Raw genomic sequence first — 15,964 nt, 5'->3', positions numbered from 1 at the left:
AAACGGGGGGTGAAAAAAAGCTACAGCGTGGAATTCAAGGAAATGTAGCGGCGGTGCAGATTCCGTTTTTGGCGCGTCAATGCACCTTCAATCGTTCGGAAATACGGCGGGCGGCGGCAACCGTCATGGCGATCAAGGCGTCGGGACGCTGGGCGGCGCGGGTCGACGGCGCCATCAACGTGATGGATGCGACGGCCTGGTTGGGCCGCTGAAAAATCGGCACGCTGACGCCCCACACGCCCGCATCCACTTCGCTATCGGTCACGGCGTAGCCTTGCTCGCGGATGGCTTCGAGTTCATCGGCCAGACGCGCCGCGTCTACGCCGGCTTCGTCGGCCAGATAGGCCAGCGCGGCCTGCAAACGGGCCAAGGGCATGAAGGCCAGCAGGGATTTGGCCGAGGCGCCGCGCGCCAGCGGCAGGCCACGGCCTTTGGTGAACGAGCAACGCAGCGGATGCTGGCTTTCGACCATGTCCAGGCAGACGGCCTGATCTTTCACCGCCACGAGCAAGCCGATGGTTTCACCCGAGGCCGCCGCCAGCGACGCCATGTCAGGCTGCGCTTCGTGGATCAGAAACGACGATTGATCAAAGCCCCAGGCCAGTTGCACGCACAACGGCCCAGGTCCGTATTCCCCTTCGTGTTCAGCCACGAAACCCCAGCGCTTGAGCAGCGCCACCTGGCGATACAGGGTGCTTTGAGCCAGACCCGTTTTCTCGGCCAGCGCGGCGATCGTCAGGGGGCCATCGTGCCGGGCCAGCGTGGCCAACACGTAGAGAACGCGATCTGCGCCCGCCCCCACCGAGGAATCCGACATCACACTCAACTCCTAGCAATAAGGCGCTGAGATTATCAATTTGTGGTGGTTATCCTTTCTTTTATTCCCGACAGTTGAGAATAAACAGGGAAAACCCCAGGAAGAGTACGAAAAAAAAGACCGCATAGCGGTCTTTGGATCTGTCCCTTTCGAGCATTTCAAGCGGGGCGGCGCCGAGCCTGGGCTCGGCCGCTGCCGTGGCGTCTGACTTAAGGCGCGGCGGGCTTGTCGTCGTAGTTGTTCAGGCGCACGCCCGACACGCCGCCCACGTTGGGGGTGGCTGGGGCGGGAGCTGACGCGGCCGGCGCCGGAGCGCCCGGAGCATCCGCCGACGGCGCCACCGCGGGCGGCAGCGCGGCGGTGTCCTGCACCGGCACCGGCTCGGCTTCCGCCGGCACAGGATTCGTGGCGCGGCGGGCGCGCTTGGCGTCGTCGGCGCGCGCGACCATGGCCGTCAGTTCGGTGGCCAGCGCTGCCGACTTGCCATTGCGCGCCCAGTCGGCCGCGCTTTGGTCTTTCAGATCGCGGGTCGTCACATCGGCGCCCGCCTTCACCAGAAGATCGACCATGTCTTTATTGCCACCCAGCGCCGCCATCATCAAGGGCGTTTCACCGCCAGGCGCCGGCGCATTGACCATGGCTTTCTTGGAAAGCAGCATGCGCGCCATTTCCATCTGCCCCTTGGACGCCGCATAGTGCAACGGCGTCCAGCCCAGACGATTCACCTGCGCACCGCGCGCAATCAGCTTCTTGGCCCGCTCGGTCTGGCCGGCAATCGCCAGGTACATCAGCGGGGTTTCACCCGCCGGGTTCTCGGCGTTGACGTCGGTGCGCTTGTCGGCGGCAATCACGTCAAACACCTTCCAGGCGCCATCGACCACCGCACGCATCAGCGCCGGCTGGCCGTTCTTGTAGCGCACGTTGGGATCGGACCCGTGAGCCAGCAGGTCTTTGATGTCGTCGGGATAGTCGTTGGCCACATAGACCCACCAATCGCCAGGATTGGCGGCGTGCGCCATCGGCGCCGCCAGCCCGATGGCCAGCGCCAGCAGCGCGCCGCGGCAACGCGACAACAAGACGTGACGGGCGGTCGGAGCGTAGGCGGTCATGGCTATCCTAGAAGTGACTTTAAATAAATTAGATGAACTTATTTCTTTATCTTATTGAAAAGACGGAAGAAATTATCAGTTGATGCGCGCGCCACCTCGGCCACCGTGATGCCTCGCAGATCGGCAATCTTCTCGGCCACGTGGATCACCTTGGACGGATCATTCAGTTTGCCGCGATACGGCACCGGCGCCAGATACGGCGAGTCCGTCTCGATCAGCAAGCGGTCCAGCGGCACCTTGGACGCCACTTCATGCACCACTTGCGCATTCTTGAACGTGACGATGCCCGACAGCGAGATATAGAAATTCTGGTCCAACGCCGCTTGCGCGACTTCCCAGTTCTCGGTGAAACAGTGCATCACGCCGCCCACTTCAGCCGCCTGCTCTTCCTTCAGCATGCGCACCGTGTCTTCGGCCGAGGCGCGTGTGTGCACGATCAGCGGCAAGCCCGTCTCGCGCGCGGCACGGATGTGGCGGCGAAAGCGTTCGCGCTGCCAATCCAAGGGCTCGGACAAGCGGTAATAGTCCAGCCCGGTTTCACCAATGGCCACCACCTTGGGGTGGGCCGACAGGCGGACGAGCTCTTCGGGTTCAGGGTCGGGCGTGTCTTCGTAGTCGGGGTGCACCCCCACCGAGGCCCACAAATTGGGCTGCGGCTCGACCAGCGACATCAGGCCAGGCCATTCCGGCATGTTCACGCTGACGACCAGCGCGTGGGTGACCTGGTTGGCGGCCATTCGATCAAGAATGCCCGGCAAATCGGCCGCCAGCTCGGGAAAATTCAAATGACAGTGGGAATCGACGTACATGTTTTGACTACATAAAGAGACCGCGGCGCCCTGCCCGTTTTCGGGCAAAACGCCGCTGGATCAGAGACTTACGCCTGGCAGGATAGCACCACGCGTTGCAGGGTGGCGTGCGCAAAAAGCTTGGCGTTCAGCGGATGGGTGGCCAGCGCCCGTTGCCGCGTCAGCCAGCGTGCGGCTTCCGCCACGCGCGCGGTATTCATGCGCGTGGCGACCTGGGCCACGCCCGCCGCCAATGCCGGGAAGTAACGCACGGGCGCGCCCGCGCTGGCCAGCATCAGGTCGGTGTACAGCCGTTGCAACGCGTCGATCCATTCGGTGGCGGGCACTTTTTCCAGCGACTCGGCCAGCGTGCCGACGTCTGGCGTCTGGCCTTGGGCCAAGGGGCCGATCAGTTGCTGCAACCACGGTGGGCAAGGCGTGTCACCCGCTTGCGCCAAGCGCAGCGCAGCCAAAGGCGCGCCGCCCGCAGCCGCCAGCCATTCGCGGGCAGGTTCAACATTCTGGGCACGCAACCATTGCAACGCGGTGTCAGGGTCGGGCGCAGGCAGCGGCAAACGCCGGCAGCGCGACACCAGCGTTGGCAGCAAGCGGTCTGGCGCGTCGGCCACCAGCAGAAACACCGTGTGTGGCGGCGGCTCTTCCAGCACCTTGAGCAAGGCGTTGGACGACACCACATTCAGCGCATGCGCCGGATACAGCAGCGCCACGCGCCATCCGCCCCGGTGGGTCGCCGTGTTGAACCAGGACTCCAGCGACCGAATCTGATCGATGCGGATTTCCTTGGACGGCGCCCGCTTGGCCGCGCCCGTGGCGGGTTCAGCGTCTTCCGCGGCATCAGCGGCGGCATCCGCCCCCTCTTCCACGGCCACCGCCTCGGGCCGGATGCGGCGCAAGTCGGGGTGATTGCCGCTGGCGAACCAGGCACAGGCGGCGCAATGGCCGCAGGCCAGGCCGTTATCGGGCGTTTCACAGAGCAGGCTGGCGGCGGCGGCGATCGCGAAATCCAGCTTGCCGATGCCGGCCAGGCCATGCACCAGCCACGCGTGGGCGAAGCGGTCGCGGTTGCCCAGCCAGGCCCGCGCCGTCTCCATCTGCCAGGGCAGGAATTGAGGTGCGCTCATGCCCGCGCTCACGCCTTCACGGCCAGCAGCGCCCGCAGCCCGGCTTCAAGCTCGGTGCGGATCTGCGCAATCGACTGGGTGGAATCGATGACGTGAATACGGTCGGGATCAGCCTTTACGCGTTCGTGATACGCGTTGCGGGTGCGCTCGAAGAAGGCTGCGCCTTCGCGTTCGAAGCGGTCGGGTTCGCGCGCATTGGCCAGGCGGGCACGGGCCACGTCCAGCGGCACATCGAAGAGCCAGGTGCGGTCGGGCTGGCCGGCCTGCATCCATTGCTCAAGCACGGCCACGCGCTCGGCGCCCAAGCCGCGCCCGCCGCCCTGATAGGCGTAGGTTGCGTCGGTGTAGCGGTCGCACACCACCCAGGCGCCACGCGCCAAGGCCGGCTCAATCACCTGGCGCGCGTGTTCGCAGCGCGCCGCGAACATCAGCAGTGTTTCAGTGTCCAGGCCCATGGTGTCGGTCAACACCAGGGCGCGCAGTTTTTCACCCAGCGGCGTGCCGCCGGGTTCGCGGGTCGAGACGACCTCAACGCCCTGCGCTCGTAAGAAGTCCGCGATCCAGTCGGTGTGCGTGCTCTTGCCCGCGCCGTCCACGCCCTCCAGCGTAATGAAGCGTCCGCGTGAGGTCATTGATCTTGTCCTTGTGCTGAGTCGGAATCGGAATCGGAGTCGGCGCTGGCGCCAGTACCCGTGCCAGTGCCAGTGCCAGTGCCCGTGCCAGTGCCGCGGCCCGCGCTGGCGTCAGAGGAAGGCGCGGCGTTCGTGGAAGCGGCCGGCGCGGCCGCCGGGGCCCCGGCCGGAGCCGGCGTCGCGTTCGGACGCGCGCCCTGGCCCAGGATGTAGCGGGACACATTGCGGTTATGCCCGGACAGGTTCTCGGCGAACTCGCTCGTGCCATTGCCCCGCGACACGAAAAACAGGTACTTGTGTTGCTCGGGCTGCACCGCAGCCAGCAGCGCCGCGCGGCCCGCCGCTGCGATGGGCGTGGGCGGCAAACCCGGGCGCGTATAGGTATTCCACGGCGTATCCGTTTGCAGATCGCGCTTGCGGATGCGGCCTTGATAGGCCTCGCCCATGCCGTAGATCACGGTGGGATCGGTTTGCAGCAGCATGCCGATCTTCAGCCGGTTGGTGAACACGCCCGACACGCGGCGGCGATCCGGCCCATGGCCGGTTTCCTTTTCGATGATGGACGCCAGCACCAAGGCTTCATAGGGCGTGGCGACGGGCAGGTCCGATTGGCGCTTGGCCCAGGTGTCCTGCAAGATGCGCTGGCCTTCCTGGTAAGAGCGGCGCAGCAGATCGAAGTCGGTGCTGCCGGGGGTGAAGATATAGGTGTCCGGGAAGAACAGGCCTTCCGGGTGCTTGATGTCGGAACCCAGCCGCTCCATCAGCGCTTCATCGCTGGTGTCGCCCAAGGTTTGTTTGACGTCCGGGTTCTCGCGCAGGGCCTGGCGAATCTGGCGGAACGTCCAGCCTTCCAGGAACGTGATCTGGCGCTGGGTCATGTCGCCACGAGCCAGCCGTTCCAGCAGCAGCCACGGCGTGTCGCCGTTAATGGCTTGATAGCCACCAGCCTTCATCAGCTTGTCTTGCTCGGTCAGGCGGGCCATCCAGACAAAGCCGGGTTCCCACATCGGCACGCCCACGGCATTCAGCGCGCGCGCGACCGTACGCGGGCTGCTGCCCGGGTCCACTACAAAATCGATCCTGTCGGCCGGTAAATGCATGGGCCGATGCATCCAGCTCCAGGCGGCGCCCACGGCTGCCGCAGCGGCAATCACGATGAGCAGGAAAGACCACAAGACGTAAAAACGGAGTCGCTTCTTCATAAGTCCCGGAAGTTTAATGGATCAGGCGGACCTGTCGCGGCAAAAGAGGGGTCAGAGTGCACGGGGCGGCCCTTTTCCCCGCGAGGGGATGGCCCATTGCCCGCAGGAAGGCGGCTATCATCTGCACTTTGATGACGCGATCACTCCGCCGACATGCACGCTTTCTACTCTTCGATTCCTGTCCGCGCCGAAGGTTGCGCGCAATGCGCGCCGCTGGAAGATTTTCAAGTCTTCAGCGCATCCGGCGCAGACGCCCTGACCTTTTTGCACGGCCAACTGACGCAAGACGTCACCGGCCTGCCTGCTGACGCCGCCCGCCTGGCCGGCTACTGCACCGCCAAGGGCCGCCTGCTGGCCACGCTGGTCATGTGGCGCGGCGCCGCCGCTGGCGATGACGCTCCGCAGCTCTACGGCCTGATCCGCAAAGACTTGTCGCAAGCGCTGCTCAAGCGCTTGTCCATGTTTGTGCTGCGCGCCAAGGTCAAGCTTGCCGCCACCTTGCTGAATGTAGCCGGGGTGCAGGTGACGGAGGAAGATGCCGCTGCACTGGAAGCCGTAACCGGCCCCTTGCCGCGCGCCGCCTGGCAGCGCGTGGACCTGCCGTCCGGCACCTGGATCGCCGCGCCCACGCCCGATGCGCGCCTGCGCTGGTGGTGGATAGCGTCCGACGAACAGCTGGAACAGTCGGCCGCGTTGTCCGGCGTGCTGGGCCTGGCCCCCGCCGCGCAATGGCAAGTGGCCGATCTGGCGGCCGGCATCCCCTGGATCGCCACGGCTACCCAGGACGTTTTCATCCCGCAAACGGTCAACCTGGAACTGGTGCAAGGCGTGAGCTTCACCAAAGGCTGCTACCCCGGCCAGGAAGTCGTGGCGCGTAGCCACTACCGTGGCACCGTCAAGCGCCGCATGGCGTATGGCACCGTTGCCGACGCCGGCGAGCAAGGCGCGACGCTGGCGGGCGTGGATGTTTTCGACGCCACCCAGCCGGGCGAGCCGATTGGCCGCGTGGTGGATGCAGCAAGCCTGGGCGGGGTCGCATCCGTCTTGTTCGAAACGACGCTTGCCGCCTTGCCCGAAGGCGATCTGCGGCTGGGTGCCGTAGACGGCCCGCGCATCGCGACCGCGGCGCTGCCCTACTCCATCACCCCGTAAGCCGTAGTTGGCGCGGTGCGTGGCCACCGGCTCGACGGTGGCCACCACGAAGCGTTACGCTGCGACAACGACGCGTAGCCCCCCACAAAGAAGCGTTACGCACCCAAGCCGAAGCGTTACGCCGCGACGCCGAACAGCGCACCCACGCCGGCAGTCACCGCCATCGCCAGCGCGCCCAGTATCGTGACGCGCAGCGCGGCGGGCCCTTTGGGCGCGCCGCCCGCCCCTGCGGCCAACGCCCCGAGTCCGGCCAGACACAGCACCGACGCCCCAATCACCCACCCAATCAATTGCGGCCCGGGCGCCATCAGGGCCACCACCAGCGGCAGAGCCGCGCCGCCCGCAAACGATGCGGCGGACGCCACCGCCGCCTGCACAGGACGGGCCCGGTTATGGATGGATATGCCCAGTTCGTCGCGCGCATGAGCGTCCAGCGCATCATGTTGGGTGAGCTGGCGCGCCACCTGCGCCGCCAGTTCGCGCGTCAGCCCGCGCTCGACATAAATATCGATCAGCTCGGCCAGTTCTTCCTCGGAGTTGCCCTTCAGGGACCGCTGCTCCATCCGCAAGTCCGCCGCCTCGGTATCCGCCTGCGACCGCACGGATACGTATTCGCCCGCCGCCATCGACAAGGCCCCGGCAACCAGCCCGGCCAGACCCGATGTCAGGATGGCGCCATGCGTGGCCTGCGCCGCCGCCACGCCGGTGATCAGGCTGGCCGTGGACACAATGCCGTCATTGGCGCCCAAGACGGCCGCACGCAGCCAGTTGCTGCGAAAAATTCGATGGTGTTCTTTTGCTGGCATTGCCCGATACCCAAGCGACACGCGACAAGCGCGCGGCGCGCCCCGCCCCGTCAAGGGCAGGACGCGCCGCGCGCCGGATTCATCGCGGCGTCACGCGTACCGCGGTGAGCAAGCCTATCACGCAAAGCGTGGCCTGTTCGCCTTCGTAGGCGTGAACTTCCACCTGGCAGATCGACAAGCGCTTGCCCGGTTTGACCACGCGGCCGCTGGCCACGAAGCGGTCGCCCTTGGCCGGCGCCAGGAAGTTCATCTTGAACTCGGACGTCAGCACATCTTCGCCCGCGTTGAACAGCGTGAAGGCGGCATAACCGCCCGCACTGTCGGCAATGGTGGTGGAAATGCCCGCGTGCAAGAAGCCGTTCTGCTGGCAAAGGTCAGCCCGGTAAGGCAGCACGATATCCACCCTGCCCCGCTCCACCACATCCAGCCCGGCGCCCAGCAGGCGCATCACGCTTTGCTGGTCGAAACTTGCCTTGACCCGCGCGGCCGGGTCAGGCGACGACACATGCTCGCTCATGTCAGTCTTGCTCGCGCTTGACCAAATTGACGATGCTGGAGAAATCCAGCTTGCCCGAGCCGCCCGAGCTGTGCAGCGAATACAGATTGCGCGCCAGCTCACCCAACGGAATGGACGCTCGTGCCGACAGCGCCGCTTCGGCCGCCAGCCCCAAGTCCTTCAGCATCAGGTCGACGCCGAAACCACCCGCATACCCCTTGGACGCCGGCGCATGCTCCATGACGCCCGGCCACGGGTTGTAGAGTTCGGTGGCCCAGTTGCGGCCCGAGCTCTTGGCGATGATGTCGGACAGCACCTTCGGGTCCAGCCCATTGGCCACGCCCAGCGCCAGCGCTTCGGACGTACCCGCCATCAAGATGCCCAACAGCATGTTGTTGCAGATCTTGGCGACCTGGCCCGCACCCGCCGGACCGGCGTGGAAGATGTTCTTGCCCATCTTTTCCAGCACGGGACGCGCGCGTTCCAGCGCGGCGGACTGACCGCCCACGATGAACGTCAGCGTGCCTGCCGCCGCCCCGCCCGTGCCGCCAGATACCGGGGCGTCAATCATGGCGATGCCGCGCACGTCGGCCGCCTGCGCCACCTTGCGCGCGGAGTCCGGCGCAATGGTGCTGCATTCGATGACCAGCGCGCTGGATGGAATCTTGCCCAGCAAGTCTTCGCCCAGATACAGCCCTTCGACGTGCTTGCTGGCCGGCAACATCGAAATCACGACGTCGGCGCCCTTGACGGCTTCGGATGCCGAGGCCGCCGCGCGCGCCCCCGCATCAGTCAACAGCTTGACGGCCGCTGGCACCAGATCGAACACCGTCAAGCTGTGTCCGGCCTTGACCAGATTCAATGCCATGGGCGCGCCCATGTTGCCCAAACCGATAAACGCAATACTGCTCATGATGTCTTGTCTCCTGTTGCTATTGCTATTGCTGTAGGTATGGAACCATCGTGATCTGCATAACGGGGTGGCCGGTCCGCCTCTACCGAACCGGCCGGCGCGCTAGCGCCCTTCCTGACCCAGGTCGGCCAGCGGATGCGGCTCGCCTTCGGGCCACGGCTCTTCAAAGAATTTCTGCACCCAGCCGTCCGTCGCCATATCGATGACGGCGGGATTCCAGCGCGGGTTCTTGTCCTTGTCGACCAGCAAGGCGCGGATGCCTTCGGCGAAATCGCCATGCGCGGTGCACGCCAGCGCGGCGATGTACTCGGCGCGGAATACGTCATCCAGCGAACGCAGGCGCGTGCGCTGCTGCAAGGCGAAGGCCAGGCGCACCGAACCCGGCGAGCCCGCCAGCATCGTCTTGGCGGCGCGCGCCAGCCAGGGGTCGGCGTGGTCTTTCAGCAAGGCGAGTTCTTCGTAGATCTCATCCAGGCGGTTGCCGTTGCACAGGTTGTTGATCAGGAAAGAATGCTGGCGCAGGTGGCCAGGTTCAAGCGGCGCCTGCGGCTCCAGCGCCGTCAGCGCGCGGCGCAGCAAGCCATCGTTGAGCGAACGCGGTGCAATCGCTTCCTCGGACGCGCCACCGGCCTGCCCGGCCCAGGGCTGCTCTTCCAGCGACGCCAGCAGCTTCGGCCAATCAGCGTGGTTCAGCCGGAAGTCCGCCAGCCCGGCAAAAAATGCGTCAGCCGTATTCATCTGCGCGCCGGTCAGCGCCAGGAACAAACCGATGCGGCCCGGCATGCGGTTCAGCAGCCAGCTGCCGCCCACATCAGGAAACAGGCCGATCGATACTTCGGGCATGGCCAGCCGGGACGATTCACTGACCACACGGTGGCTCGCGCCCATCATCAGGCCAATACCGCCGCCCATGACGATGCCATGGCCCCAACACAGAACGGGCTTCGGATAGGTGTGGATGCGGTAGTCCAGCCGATACTCGTGCTCGAAGAAGCGGCGCGCATAGGCATTGCTCCAACCGTTCTTGCCCTGGTTCTCGCTCATGCTGCGATACAGGCCGTGCAGGTCGCCGCCTGCGCAAAACGCCTTTTCGCCCGCGCCTTGCAGCACGACCAGCGCAACCCCCGGGTCGCGCGCCCACTCGTCCAGCCGCGCCGCCAGCAAGTCCACCATTTCCAGCGACAGGCCGTTCAGGGTCTGCGGCGCGTTCAGCGTCGCAATCCCGAACCGCATGCCGTTCGCCGCGCTTCTTTCTTCGAACAACACCGGTGCATTCATCTTATGTCGGCTCCTTTTTCCAACAATTGGCGGGCAATGATCACTCGCATGATCTCGTTGGTGCCCTCCAGAATCTGATGAACGCGAGTATCGCGCACCAGACGCTCCAAGGGATAGTCCCGCAAGTATCCATAGCCGCCATGAATCTGTTGCGCATCCAGACAAATCTGAAAACCCATATCGGTGGCGAAGCGCTTGGCCATCGCGCAGTAGGTGGCTGCGTCCGGCGACCCGGCATCCAGCTTGCACGCGGCCAGGCGAACCATCTGGCGCGCTGCGACCAAATGCGTGGCCATATCCGCCAGCTTGAATTGCAACGCCTGGAATTCGGCCAACCGGCGGTTGAATTGCCGGCGTTCGTCCATGTAGCGGCGGGCGGCGTCCAGCGCGCCCTGCGCCGCGCCAACCGAGCAGGTGCCGATGTTGATGCGTCCGCCGTCCAGGCCTTTCATGGCGATCTTGAAGCCTTCGCCCTCTTGCCCGAGCATATTGGCGGCCGGCACGCGCACGTTCTCAAAGGTGATGGGACGCGTGGACTGGCTGTTCCAGCCCATCTTTTCTTCCTTGCGCCCGTAGCTGATGCCCGCGCTATCGGCCGGCACCGCGAAGGCGCTGATGCCGCTGGCGCCCTCACCGCCCGTGCGCGCCATGACCACCAGCAGATCGGTGTCGCCGCCGCCCGAAATGAAGGCCTTGGCGCCGTTGAGCACATAGTCGTCGCCTTGGCGCTGCGCCCGCGTGGACAAGGATGCTGCGTCGGAACCGGCGCCAGGTTCGGTCAGGCAGTAGGACGCCAGCTTCTGGCCGCTGGCCAGCAAGGGGCCCCAGTGTTCGCGCAAGCCGGGCTGACCCCATTTTCCGACCATCCAGGTGGCCATGTTGTGGATCGTCAGGAAGGCTGTGGTCGACGGGTCCACCGCCGCCATTTCCTCGAACACCAGCGTGGCGTCCAGGCGCGGCAGCCCCAGGCCGCCGATGTCTTCACTGGCATAGATGGCGCAAAAGCCCATTTCGCCAGCGCGGGCGAAGGCCTCGCGGGGGAAGATACCTTCGGCGTCCCAGCGCGCCGCATGGGGCGCGAGCTCGCCCTCGGCGTAGTCGCGGGCGGCTTGCGCAAAGGCGCGCTGCTCGTCAGTCAGTTCCAAGTCCACAGCCTGTCTCCTGTTGTCATCAGTATTGTCTGCTGGCGTTGCTGCCGTCTCGTGAACGCCAGCCCGTCGATTTTGACATGACGTTAACGTAAACGTAAGTACGAAACGGTGCCTATGTTACGCCGGAAGGCCCGGCGCCACTTGTCGCGATGATGACAATGTGTACCCGGTTATCCGGGTCCGACAGGCGGCTGGCCCGCCCCCACGCCTACAACAGACCGGCCGGCCGGACCCTGCCGTTTCTGGCGGTTTTGGCGCGGCGGTGCTCAGCGCGGCGGCGGCGCGATTCCTTGGGGTCGAAGCTCAAGCCCCGATAGATTTCAACGCGGTCGCCATCGGCCAGCCGCGCCTGGGGTTCCGTGGCGCGGCCAAAGATACCCACGCCGCGCTCCCAGGGCTGCACCACCGGGAACGCCTGCGCGAAGCCGCTGGCCGCCAAGGCGTCAGCCACCGTCGCCCCCGCCGACAGGCTCAGTTCGCGCAACCACACGTGGCCCGGCAAGGCGTAGCAGACGCTGACGCTGACGTTAGCGCTGGCGTCGACCTGCGGCGCGGCGGTCGGCTCATTCGCCATACTTGGACTGCGCCCGCTTGGTGAAGGAATCAATGAAGCTGGTGGCGATGCGGTTGAACACCGGGCCCACCACCATTTCCAGTGCGCGGTTCGAAAACGCGTACTCCATGGTGAACAACACCTTGCACGCGTCTTCGGCCAGGGGCTGGAATTCCCAATGGCCGACCAGGCTGGAGAACGGCCCGTCCACCAGTTCAAGGTCGATCCGGTCGGGATAGACGTGGGTGTTGCGCGTGGTGAAGCGCTGCTTCATACCCGCGAAGCTGATCAGGATAGAGGCCTGCATGCCGTGCTCGTCGCGGGTTTGCACCTCGGCGCCGCCACACCACGGCATGAACTCGGGGTACTTTTCCACGTCGGCAACCAGATCAAACATCTGGGCGGCGCTGTAAGGCACCAGGACGGATCGTTGTACTTTGTGCATCGACTATCGCAAATGGCTAGAATGGCAAGATTTTACCGGCACTGCACGACCTAAGCCTAATGTGGGTATCCACAGGGCCATCAAACCTCAGGCAAACCCCTCAGGCAAACCCCTCAGGCAAAACCCCTCAGGCAAACCCCCCAGGCGAAACCTCAGGCAAAAAACAAGCCCCGGGCAAAAGACACGAGGGGCAAAAAAGCAATATGAGCAAAAAGGCGTTATGAGCATTATCGACAATCGCAAAGCCACGCACGACTATTTCATCGAAGACCGCTACGAAGCCGGCCTTGTCCTGCAAGGCTGGGAAGTCAAAGCGATTCGCGATGGCCGCGTGCAGCTCAAGGAAAGCTACGTCATCGTACGCGATGGCGAACTGTACCTGCTGGGCATGCACGTCAGCCCGCTGCCCACGGCGTCCACCCATATCCACCCCGACGCCATGCGCACGCGTAAGCTGCTGCTCAAGGCCGAAGAAATCAGCAAGCTCATCGGCAAGGTCGAGCAGCGCGGCTACACCTTGGTGCCGCTGAACCTGCACTATAAGAACGGCCGCATCAAGCTGGATTTCGCGTTGGGCCGCGGCAAGAAGCTGTTCGACAAGCGCGACACCGCGCGCGAGAAAGACTGGCAGCGCGAGAAAGAACGCATCATGAAGCACGACACGCGCGCGCCGCGCAAAGACAAAGACGATTGATTCACGCAGCAGCCGGGACGGGCGGCGCCAGCACCTCGGCCGGCTCACCCGGCCCGACGATGCGGTTGCGCCCCGCCGCCTTGGCGGCGTAGAGCTTGCGATCCGCCCGTTCAAAAAAGGCCTCGAAGTTCTCGCCCGGCACCCAATCCGCGACGCCCGCGCTGAACGTGTACGAGATCGTGCTGCCGCCGTGCGCACAAGGCGTGCGCCGGGTGGAGTCCAGCAATCTGGCCGCCACCTCCATCACCGCGTCGCTGCGCAGGTCGGGAAACAGCACGCCGAATTCCTCGCCGCCCACACGGCCCACATGATCTCCCGTACGCAGCGTGACCGTGGCCAGCAGGCCAAAATGCCGCAGCACCGCGTCGCCCGCCGCGTGCCCATGCATGTCGTTGATGCGCTTGAAGTGGTCCACATCCAATAGCAGCAAGGTCAGCGGCCGCCGCGTGCGCAGCGCCTGCGCGCAGTAGCGCTCGGCCTGCATCCACCACGCCTTGCGCGACATCAGCCCGGTCAGGAAGTCGGTATTCAGTTCGTGCTCGCGATCCGCCAGCATGCGATCGTGAATGATCATGATCGTACCCAGCGTCAGGCACGGCATGGTCAGCACGCCCAAGGTCAGGAACGTGATGTTCCAGACCGTGGGTTCCAGCAAGGTCTGGGGAATGGCCAGGTCGAACAGGTAGACCGCCGCCCGCAGCGCGCAGACCAGGGCCGAAATCAGCGCGGCAACCCACAGGAAGCGATAGCTATAGCGCGAGCGGTGGGCAGGCATGTTGCGCTGGAGGGTGTGCGCCACGGCCAGCATGAAGCCCATCTGCAAGAACGACATCGCCACGATACGCGGCCCGATCTGCCAGTCCAAATAGGTGCAGACCAGCACCACCGGCAGGGCCAGCAGGCAGCCCAGCATCATCAGATGCCGCGGCACGCTTAAGCCCAGCAGCCGCCTGACGCCCGTGTAATACGAGCACAGCGCCAGCGCGACGGCCACGTTGGGCACCAGCACCGACAACCACAGCGGCGCCGCCGTGTTCTGTAGCCCGAACGTAAAAAACGCCAACAGCGTGAGCAAGTTGGCGCGTATGGTTTCGCGGATGCCCGCCATGCCGCTGCGAGCCAGGGACCCCAGCACGCAAAGAGAAAGGACTCCCGCCAGTGCTGCTATCAGAAGCAAATTAACGGGAGCGATCATGGGCGGCGCGCGGTAAGGCGCGAGGTCAGGTGTTGCGCGTGGACTTCACGATGGTCATGGCCGAGGCGATCATGCCGCCAACGTCGGACATGTTGGCCGGCAGGATCAGCGTGTTGCCTTCCTTGGCCACATTGGCGAACGCTTCGACATAGCGTTCTGCGACCTTCAGGTTGACGGCTTCCATGCCGCCCGGCTGACGCACGGCGTCGGCCACTTGCGTGATGGCCTTGGCGGTGGCTTCAGCAATGGCCAGCACTGCGGCAGCTTCACCCTGCGCCTGGTTGATCTGCGCCTGCTTTTCACCTTCCGAGCGCGCGATGGCGGCTTCGCGTTCACCGGTGGCGATGTTGATCTGTTCCTGGCGGCGGCCTTCGGAAGCGGCGATCAGCGCACGCTTTTCACGCTCGGCGGTGATCTGCGCCTGCATCGAACGCAAGATCTCGTTGGGCGGCGTCAAATCCTTGATCTCGTAGCGCAACACCTTCACGCCCCAGTTCAGCGCGGCCTCGTCCAACGACGCGACGATATTGCTGTTGATGGAATCGCGCTCTTCGAACGTGCGGTCCAGCTCCATCTTGCCGATGACCGAACGCAAGGTCGTCTGCGCCAGCTGCGTGATGGCCGAGATGTAGTTCGACGAGCCATACGATGCACGCATCGGATCGGTCACCTGGAAGTACAGCACGCCGTCGACTTGCAGCTGCGTGTTGTCACGCGTGATGCAAACCTGGCTGGGCACGTCCAGCGGAATTTCCTTCAGCGAATGCTTGTAGGACACGCGCTCGATAAACGGGATGACAAAGCCCGCGCCCGGTGACAGAACGCGGTCGAATTTGCCCAGGCGTTCGACCACCCAGGCGTGCTGCTGGGGCACGATGGCGATCGCTTTGATGACGATAAGAATCGCCAGTGCGACGACAACGAGCAGGACGATAGTGGAAGTATCGATGATCATTTGGAACTTCTCCTGGAGTGAGTGCGGAGGCGGCCTTGCTTGCCGGCAAGGGCGCCCGCCTCGGGCTGCGCGAAGCGTGGCCCGGTGTTACTGCGCCGACATTTCTACGCCGGCATTTTTTACGCCGAGATTATTGCGCCGAATCCGGCTTGCCCCTTGGGGTCAGCACCAGCGTCGAGCCGCGCAATTCGGTGATGGTGTGTTCGCCCGCATGCGGCGTTTTGCCTGGGGCCAATTCCGCTTGCCAGTGCGCGCCGCGATACCAGACGCGCGCGGTGCGGTGTTCTGACCAGGCCTCGACGGTAACCGTCTGGCCGATATCCAGATTCACATCGACATTGCGGGCCGAATTGACTTCACGCTTTTTCAGGACACGCGTCTTGCGCAGGACCAGCAGGCCCAGCAGCAACACGACGCCGCAGGCCACCAGCTGCCATTCCTGGCCAATGTTCAACCACGCGGCAACGCCGCCGGCCGCCAGCCCCAGGGCCACCAGCAGCAAATAGAAAGTACCCGTCGCCAGTTCCCCGATGAGGGCCAGCGCGGCCAATCCCAACCAAATCCACATGGTGTTTAAGTCGCCTGAAAGGATGAGTCGTGAGCGGATTGTACGTATTTCCGGGACGCAACGGGAAT

The 15,964-nt window shown here is 64.7% G+C and carries 18 protein-coding genes; 2 read left to right on the top strand and 16 right to left on the bottom strand.

What is annotated here, in order from left to right:
* Positions 1 to 76 precede the first annotated feature (76 nt).
* The 6 genes from AC1DSJ_RS08545 to mltG form a co-directional block, all read right to left on the bottom strand.
* Entirely contained in the window at positions 77 to 817 is a 741-nt protein-coding gene (locus AC1DSJ_RS08545; protein ID WP_054425794.1) for an IclR family transcriptional regulator, read from the bottom strand.
* A gap of 209 nt (positions 818 to 1,026) precedes the next feature.
* The gene (locus tag AC1DSJ_RS08540; RefSeq protein ID WP_441371276.1) at positions 1,027 to 1,926 is read right to left on the bottom strand and encodes an ankyrin repeat domain-containing protein; all 900 of its coding nucleotides are present in this window, start codon (positions 1,924 to 1,926) and stop codon (positions 1,027 to 1,029) included.
* Positions 1,927 to 1,964: 38 nt separating this feature from the next.
* On the bottom strand, positions 1,965 to 2,735 hold the full coding sequence (locus AC1DSJ_RS08535; RefSeq protein ID WP_175168455.1) for a TatD family hydrolase: 771 nt from the start codon (positions 2,733 to 2,735) through the stop codon (positions 1,965 to 1,967).
* Between the two features lie 68 nt (positions 2,736 to 2,803).
* Positions 2,804 to 3,856: a DNA polymerase III subunit delta' gene (gene holB, locus AC1DSJ_RS08530; protein WP_054425799.1), complete on the bottom strand. Its 1,053-nt coding sequence runs from the start codon at positions 3,854 to 3,856 to the stop codon at positions 2,804 to 2,806.
* A gap of 8 nt (positions 3,857 to 3,864) precedes the next feature.
* On the bottom strand, positions 3,865 to 4,488 hold the full coding sequence (gene tmk / locus AC1DSJ_RS08525; RefSeq protein WP_054425801.1) for a dTMP kinase: 624 nt from the start codon (positions 4,486 to 4,488) through the stop codon (positions 3,865 to 3,867).
* Positions 4,485 to 5,690, bottom strand: coding sequence for an endolytic transglycosylase MltG (gene mltG, locus AC1DSJ_RS08520; protein WP_441371275.1), 1,206 nt, complete (start codon positions 5,688 to 5,690; stop codon positions 4,485 to 4,487). The genes tmk and mltG overlap by 4 nt, the downstream gene beginning before the upstream one ends.
* A gap of 153 nt (positions 5,691 to 5,843) precedes the next feature.
* On the opposite strand from mltG, the gene ygfZ reads away from it, so the two are divergent.
* A complete protein-coding gene (gene ygfZ, locus AC1DSJ_RS08515; protein ID WP_342066551.1) occupies positions 5,844 to 6,842 on the top strand; it encodes a CAF17-like 4Fe-4S cluster assembly/insertion protein YgfZ in 999 nt (332 codons plus the stop codon).
* 116 nt (positions 6,843 to 6,958) lie between these two features.
* Here ygfZ and AC1DSJ_RS08510 read toward each other — a convergent pair whose 3' ends face one another.
* The 7 genes from AC1DSJ_RS08510 to AC1DSJ_RS08480 all read right to left on the bottom strand — a co-directional run bounded on the left by AC1DSJ_RS08510 (position 6,959) and on the right by AC1DSJ_RS08480 (position 12,484).
* Positions 6,959 to 7,648: a VIT1/CCC1 transporter family protein gene (locus tag AC1DSJ_RS08510; protein WP_054425805.1), complete on the bottom strand. Its 690-nt coding sequence runs from the start codon at positions 7,646 to 7,648 to the stop codon at positions 6,959 to 6,961.
* Between the two features lie 79 nt (positions 7,649 to 7,727).
* Entirely contained in the window at positions 7,728 to 8,165 is a 438-nt protein-coding gene (locus AC1DSJ_RS08505) for a PaaI family thioesterase (RefSeq protein ID WP_342066552.1), read from the bottom strand.
* 1 nt (position 8,166) lies between these two features.
* Complete coding sequence (mmsB, locus tag AC1DSJ_RS08500) at positions 8,167 to 9,057, bottom strand: 3-hydroxyisobutyrate dehydrogenase (protein ID WP_054425810.1); 891 nt, start codon at positions 9,055 to 9,057, stop codon at positions 8,167 to 8,169.
* A 102-nt stretch (positions 9,058 to 9,159) separates the two neighbouring features.
* Complete coding sequence (locus AC1DSJ_RS08495; protein ID WP_441371274.1) at positions 9,160 to 10,335, bottom strand: enoyl-CoA hydratase/isomerase family protein; 1,176 nt, start codon at positions 10,333 to 10,335, stop codon at positions 9,160 to 9,162.
* The gene (locus AC1DSJ_RS08490; RefSeq protein WP_342066553.1) at positions 10,332 to 11,486 is read right to left on the bottom strand and encodes an acyl-CoA dehydrogenase family protein; all 1,155 of its coding nucleotides are present in this window, start codon (positions 11,484 to 11,486) and stop codon (positions 10,332 to 10,334) included. The genes AC1DSJ_RS08495 and AC1DSJ_RS08490 overlap by 4 nt, the downstream gene beginning before the upstream one ends.
* A 208-nt stretch (positions 11,487 to 11,694) precedes the next feature.
* Complete coding sequence (locus AC1DSJ_RS08485; protein WP_441371273.1) at positions 11,695 to 12,060, bottom strand: RnfH family protein; 366 nt, start codon at positions 12,058 to 12,060, stop codon at positions 11,695 to 11,697.
* The gene (locus tag AC1DSJ_RS08480; protein ID WP_054425818.1) at positions 12,050 to 12,484 is read right to left on the bottom strand and encodes a type II toxin-antitoxin system RatA family toxin; all 435 of its coding nucleotides are present in this window, start codon (positions 12,482 to 12,484) and stop codon (positions 12,050 to 12,052) included. The genes AC1DSJ_RS08485 and AC1DSJ_RS08480 overlap by 11 nt, the downstream gene beginning before the upstream one ends.
* Before the next feature lie 61 nt (positions 12,485 to 12,545).
* Between AC1DSJ_RS08480 and smpB the strand changes: the two genes are divergently transcribed.
* On the top strand, positions 12,546 to 13,178 hold the full coding sequence (gene smpB / locus AC1DSJ_RS08475) for an SsrA-binding protein SmpB (protein ID WP_276325562.1): 633 nt from the start codon (positions 12,546 to 12,548) through the stop codon (positions 13,176 to 13,178).
* 1 nt (position 13,179) lies between these two features.
* Here the strand turns inward: smpB and AC1DSJ_RS08470 are convergent, their stop codons facing one another.
* The 3 genes from AC1DSJ_RS08470 to AC1DSJ_RS08460 all read right to left on the bottom strand — a co-directional run bounded on the left by AC1DSJ_RS08470 (position 13,180) and on the right by AC1DSJ_RS08460 (position 15,896).
* A complete protein-coding gene (locus AC1DSJ_RS08470; RefSeq protein ID WP_175168450.1) occupies positions 13,180 to 14,373 on the bottom strand; it encodes a GGDEF domain-containing protein in 1,194 nt (397 codons plus the stop codon).
* Between the two features lie 25 nt (positions 14,374 to 14,398).
* Positions 14,399 to 15,325, bottom strand: a complete 927-nt coding sequence (locus AC1DSJ_RS08465; RefSeq protein ID WP_156336837.1) for an SPFH domain-containing protein — start codon at positions 15,323 to 15,325, stop codon at positions 14,399 to 14,401.
* Positions 15,326 to 15,458: 133 nt separating this feature from the next.
* A complete protein-coding gene (locus AC1DSJ_RS08460) occupies positions 15,459 to 15,896 on the bottom strand; it encodes an NfeD family protein (protein WP_054425824.1) in 438 nt (145 codons plus the stop codon).
* Between the last annotated feature and the right edge of the window lie 68 nt (positions 15,897 to 15,964).

The organism is Achromobacter sp. 01N37 (assembly GCF_056399725.1).
The sequence above is the reverse complement of the archived record's forward strand: the minus strand, read 5'-3'. Positions and strand labels throughout refer to the sequence as shown.

What these genes read in the sequence shown, in the direction of transcription:
- AC1DSJ_RS08545 (WP_054425794.1), bottom strand. Translation starts at nt 817, where the DNA reads ATGTCGGATTCCTCGGTGGGGGCGGGCGCAGATCGCGTTCTCTACGTG.
- AC1DSJ_RS08540 (WP_441371276.1), bottom strand. Translation starts at nt 1,926, where the DNA reads ATGACCGCCTACGCTCCGACCGCCCGTCACGTCTTGTTGTCGCGTTGC.
- AC1DSJ_RS08535 (WP_175168455.1), bottom strand. Translation starts at nt 2,735, where the DNA reads ATGTACGTCGATTCCCACTGTCATTTGAATTTTCCCGAGCTGGCGGCC.
- holB (WP_054425799.1), bottom strand. Translation starts at nt 3,856, where the DNA reads ATGAGCGCACCTCAATTCCTGCCCTGGCAGATGGAGACGGCGCGGGCC.
- tmk (WP_054425801.1), bottom strand. Translation starts at nt 4,488, where the DNA reads ATGACCTCACGCGGACGCTTCATTACGCTGGAGGGCGTGGACGGCGCG.
- mltG (WP_441371275.1), bottom strand. Translation starts at nt 5,690, where the DNA reads ATGAAGAAGCGACTCCGTTTTTACGTCTTGTGGTCTTTCCTGCTCATC.
- ygfZ (WP_342066551.1), top strand. Translation starts at nt 5,844, where the DNA reads ATGCACGCTTTCTACTCTTCGATTCCTGTCCGCGCCGAAGGTTGCGCG.
- AC1DSJ_RS08510 (WP_054425805.1), bottom strand. Translation starts at nt 7,648, where the DNA reads ATGCCAGCAAAAGAACACCATCGAATTTTTCGCAGCAACTGGCTGCGT.
- AC1DSJ_RS08505 (WP_342066552.1), bottom strand. Translation starts at nt 8,165, where the DNA reads ATGAGCGAGCATGTGTCGTCGCCTGACCCGGCCGCGCGGGTCAAGGCA.
- mmsB (WP_054425810.1), bottom strand. Translation starts at nt 9,057, where the DNA reads ATGAGCAGTATTGCGTTTATCGGTTTGGGCAACATGGGCGCGCCCATG.
- AC1DSJ_RS08495 (WP_441371274.1), bottom strand. Translation starts at nt 10,335, where the DNA reads ATGAATGCACCGGTGTTGTTCGAAGAAAGAAGCGCGGCGAACGGCATG.
- AC1DSJ_RS08485 (WP_441371273.1), bottom strand. Translation starts at nt 12,060, where the DNA reads ATGGCGAATGAGCCGACCGCCGCGCCGCAGGTCGACGCCAGCGCTAAC.
- AC1DSJ_RS08480 (WP_054425818.1), bottom strand. Translation starts at nt 12,484, where the DNA reads ATGCACAAAGTACAACGATCCGTCCTGGTGCCTTACAGCGCCGCCCAG.
- AC1DSJ_RS08470 (WP_175168450.1), bottom strand. Translation starts at nt 14,373, where the DNA reads ATGATCGCTCCCGTTAATTTGCTTCTGATAGCAGCACTGGCGGGAGTC.
- AC1DSJ_RS08460 (WP_054425824.1), bottom strand. Translation starts at nt 15,896, where the DNA reads ATGTGGATTTGGTTGGGATTGGCCGCGCTGGCCCTCATCGGGGAACTG.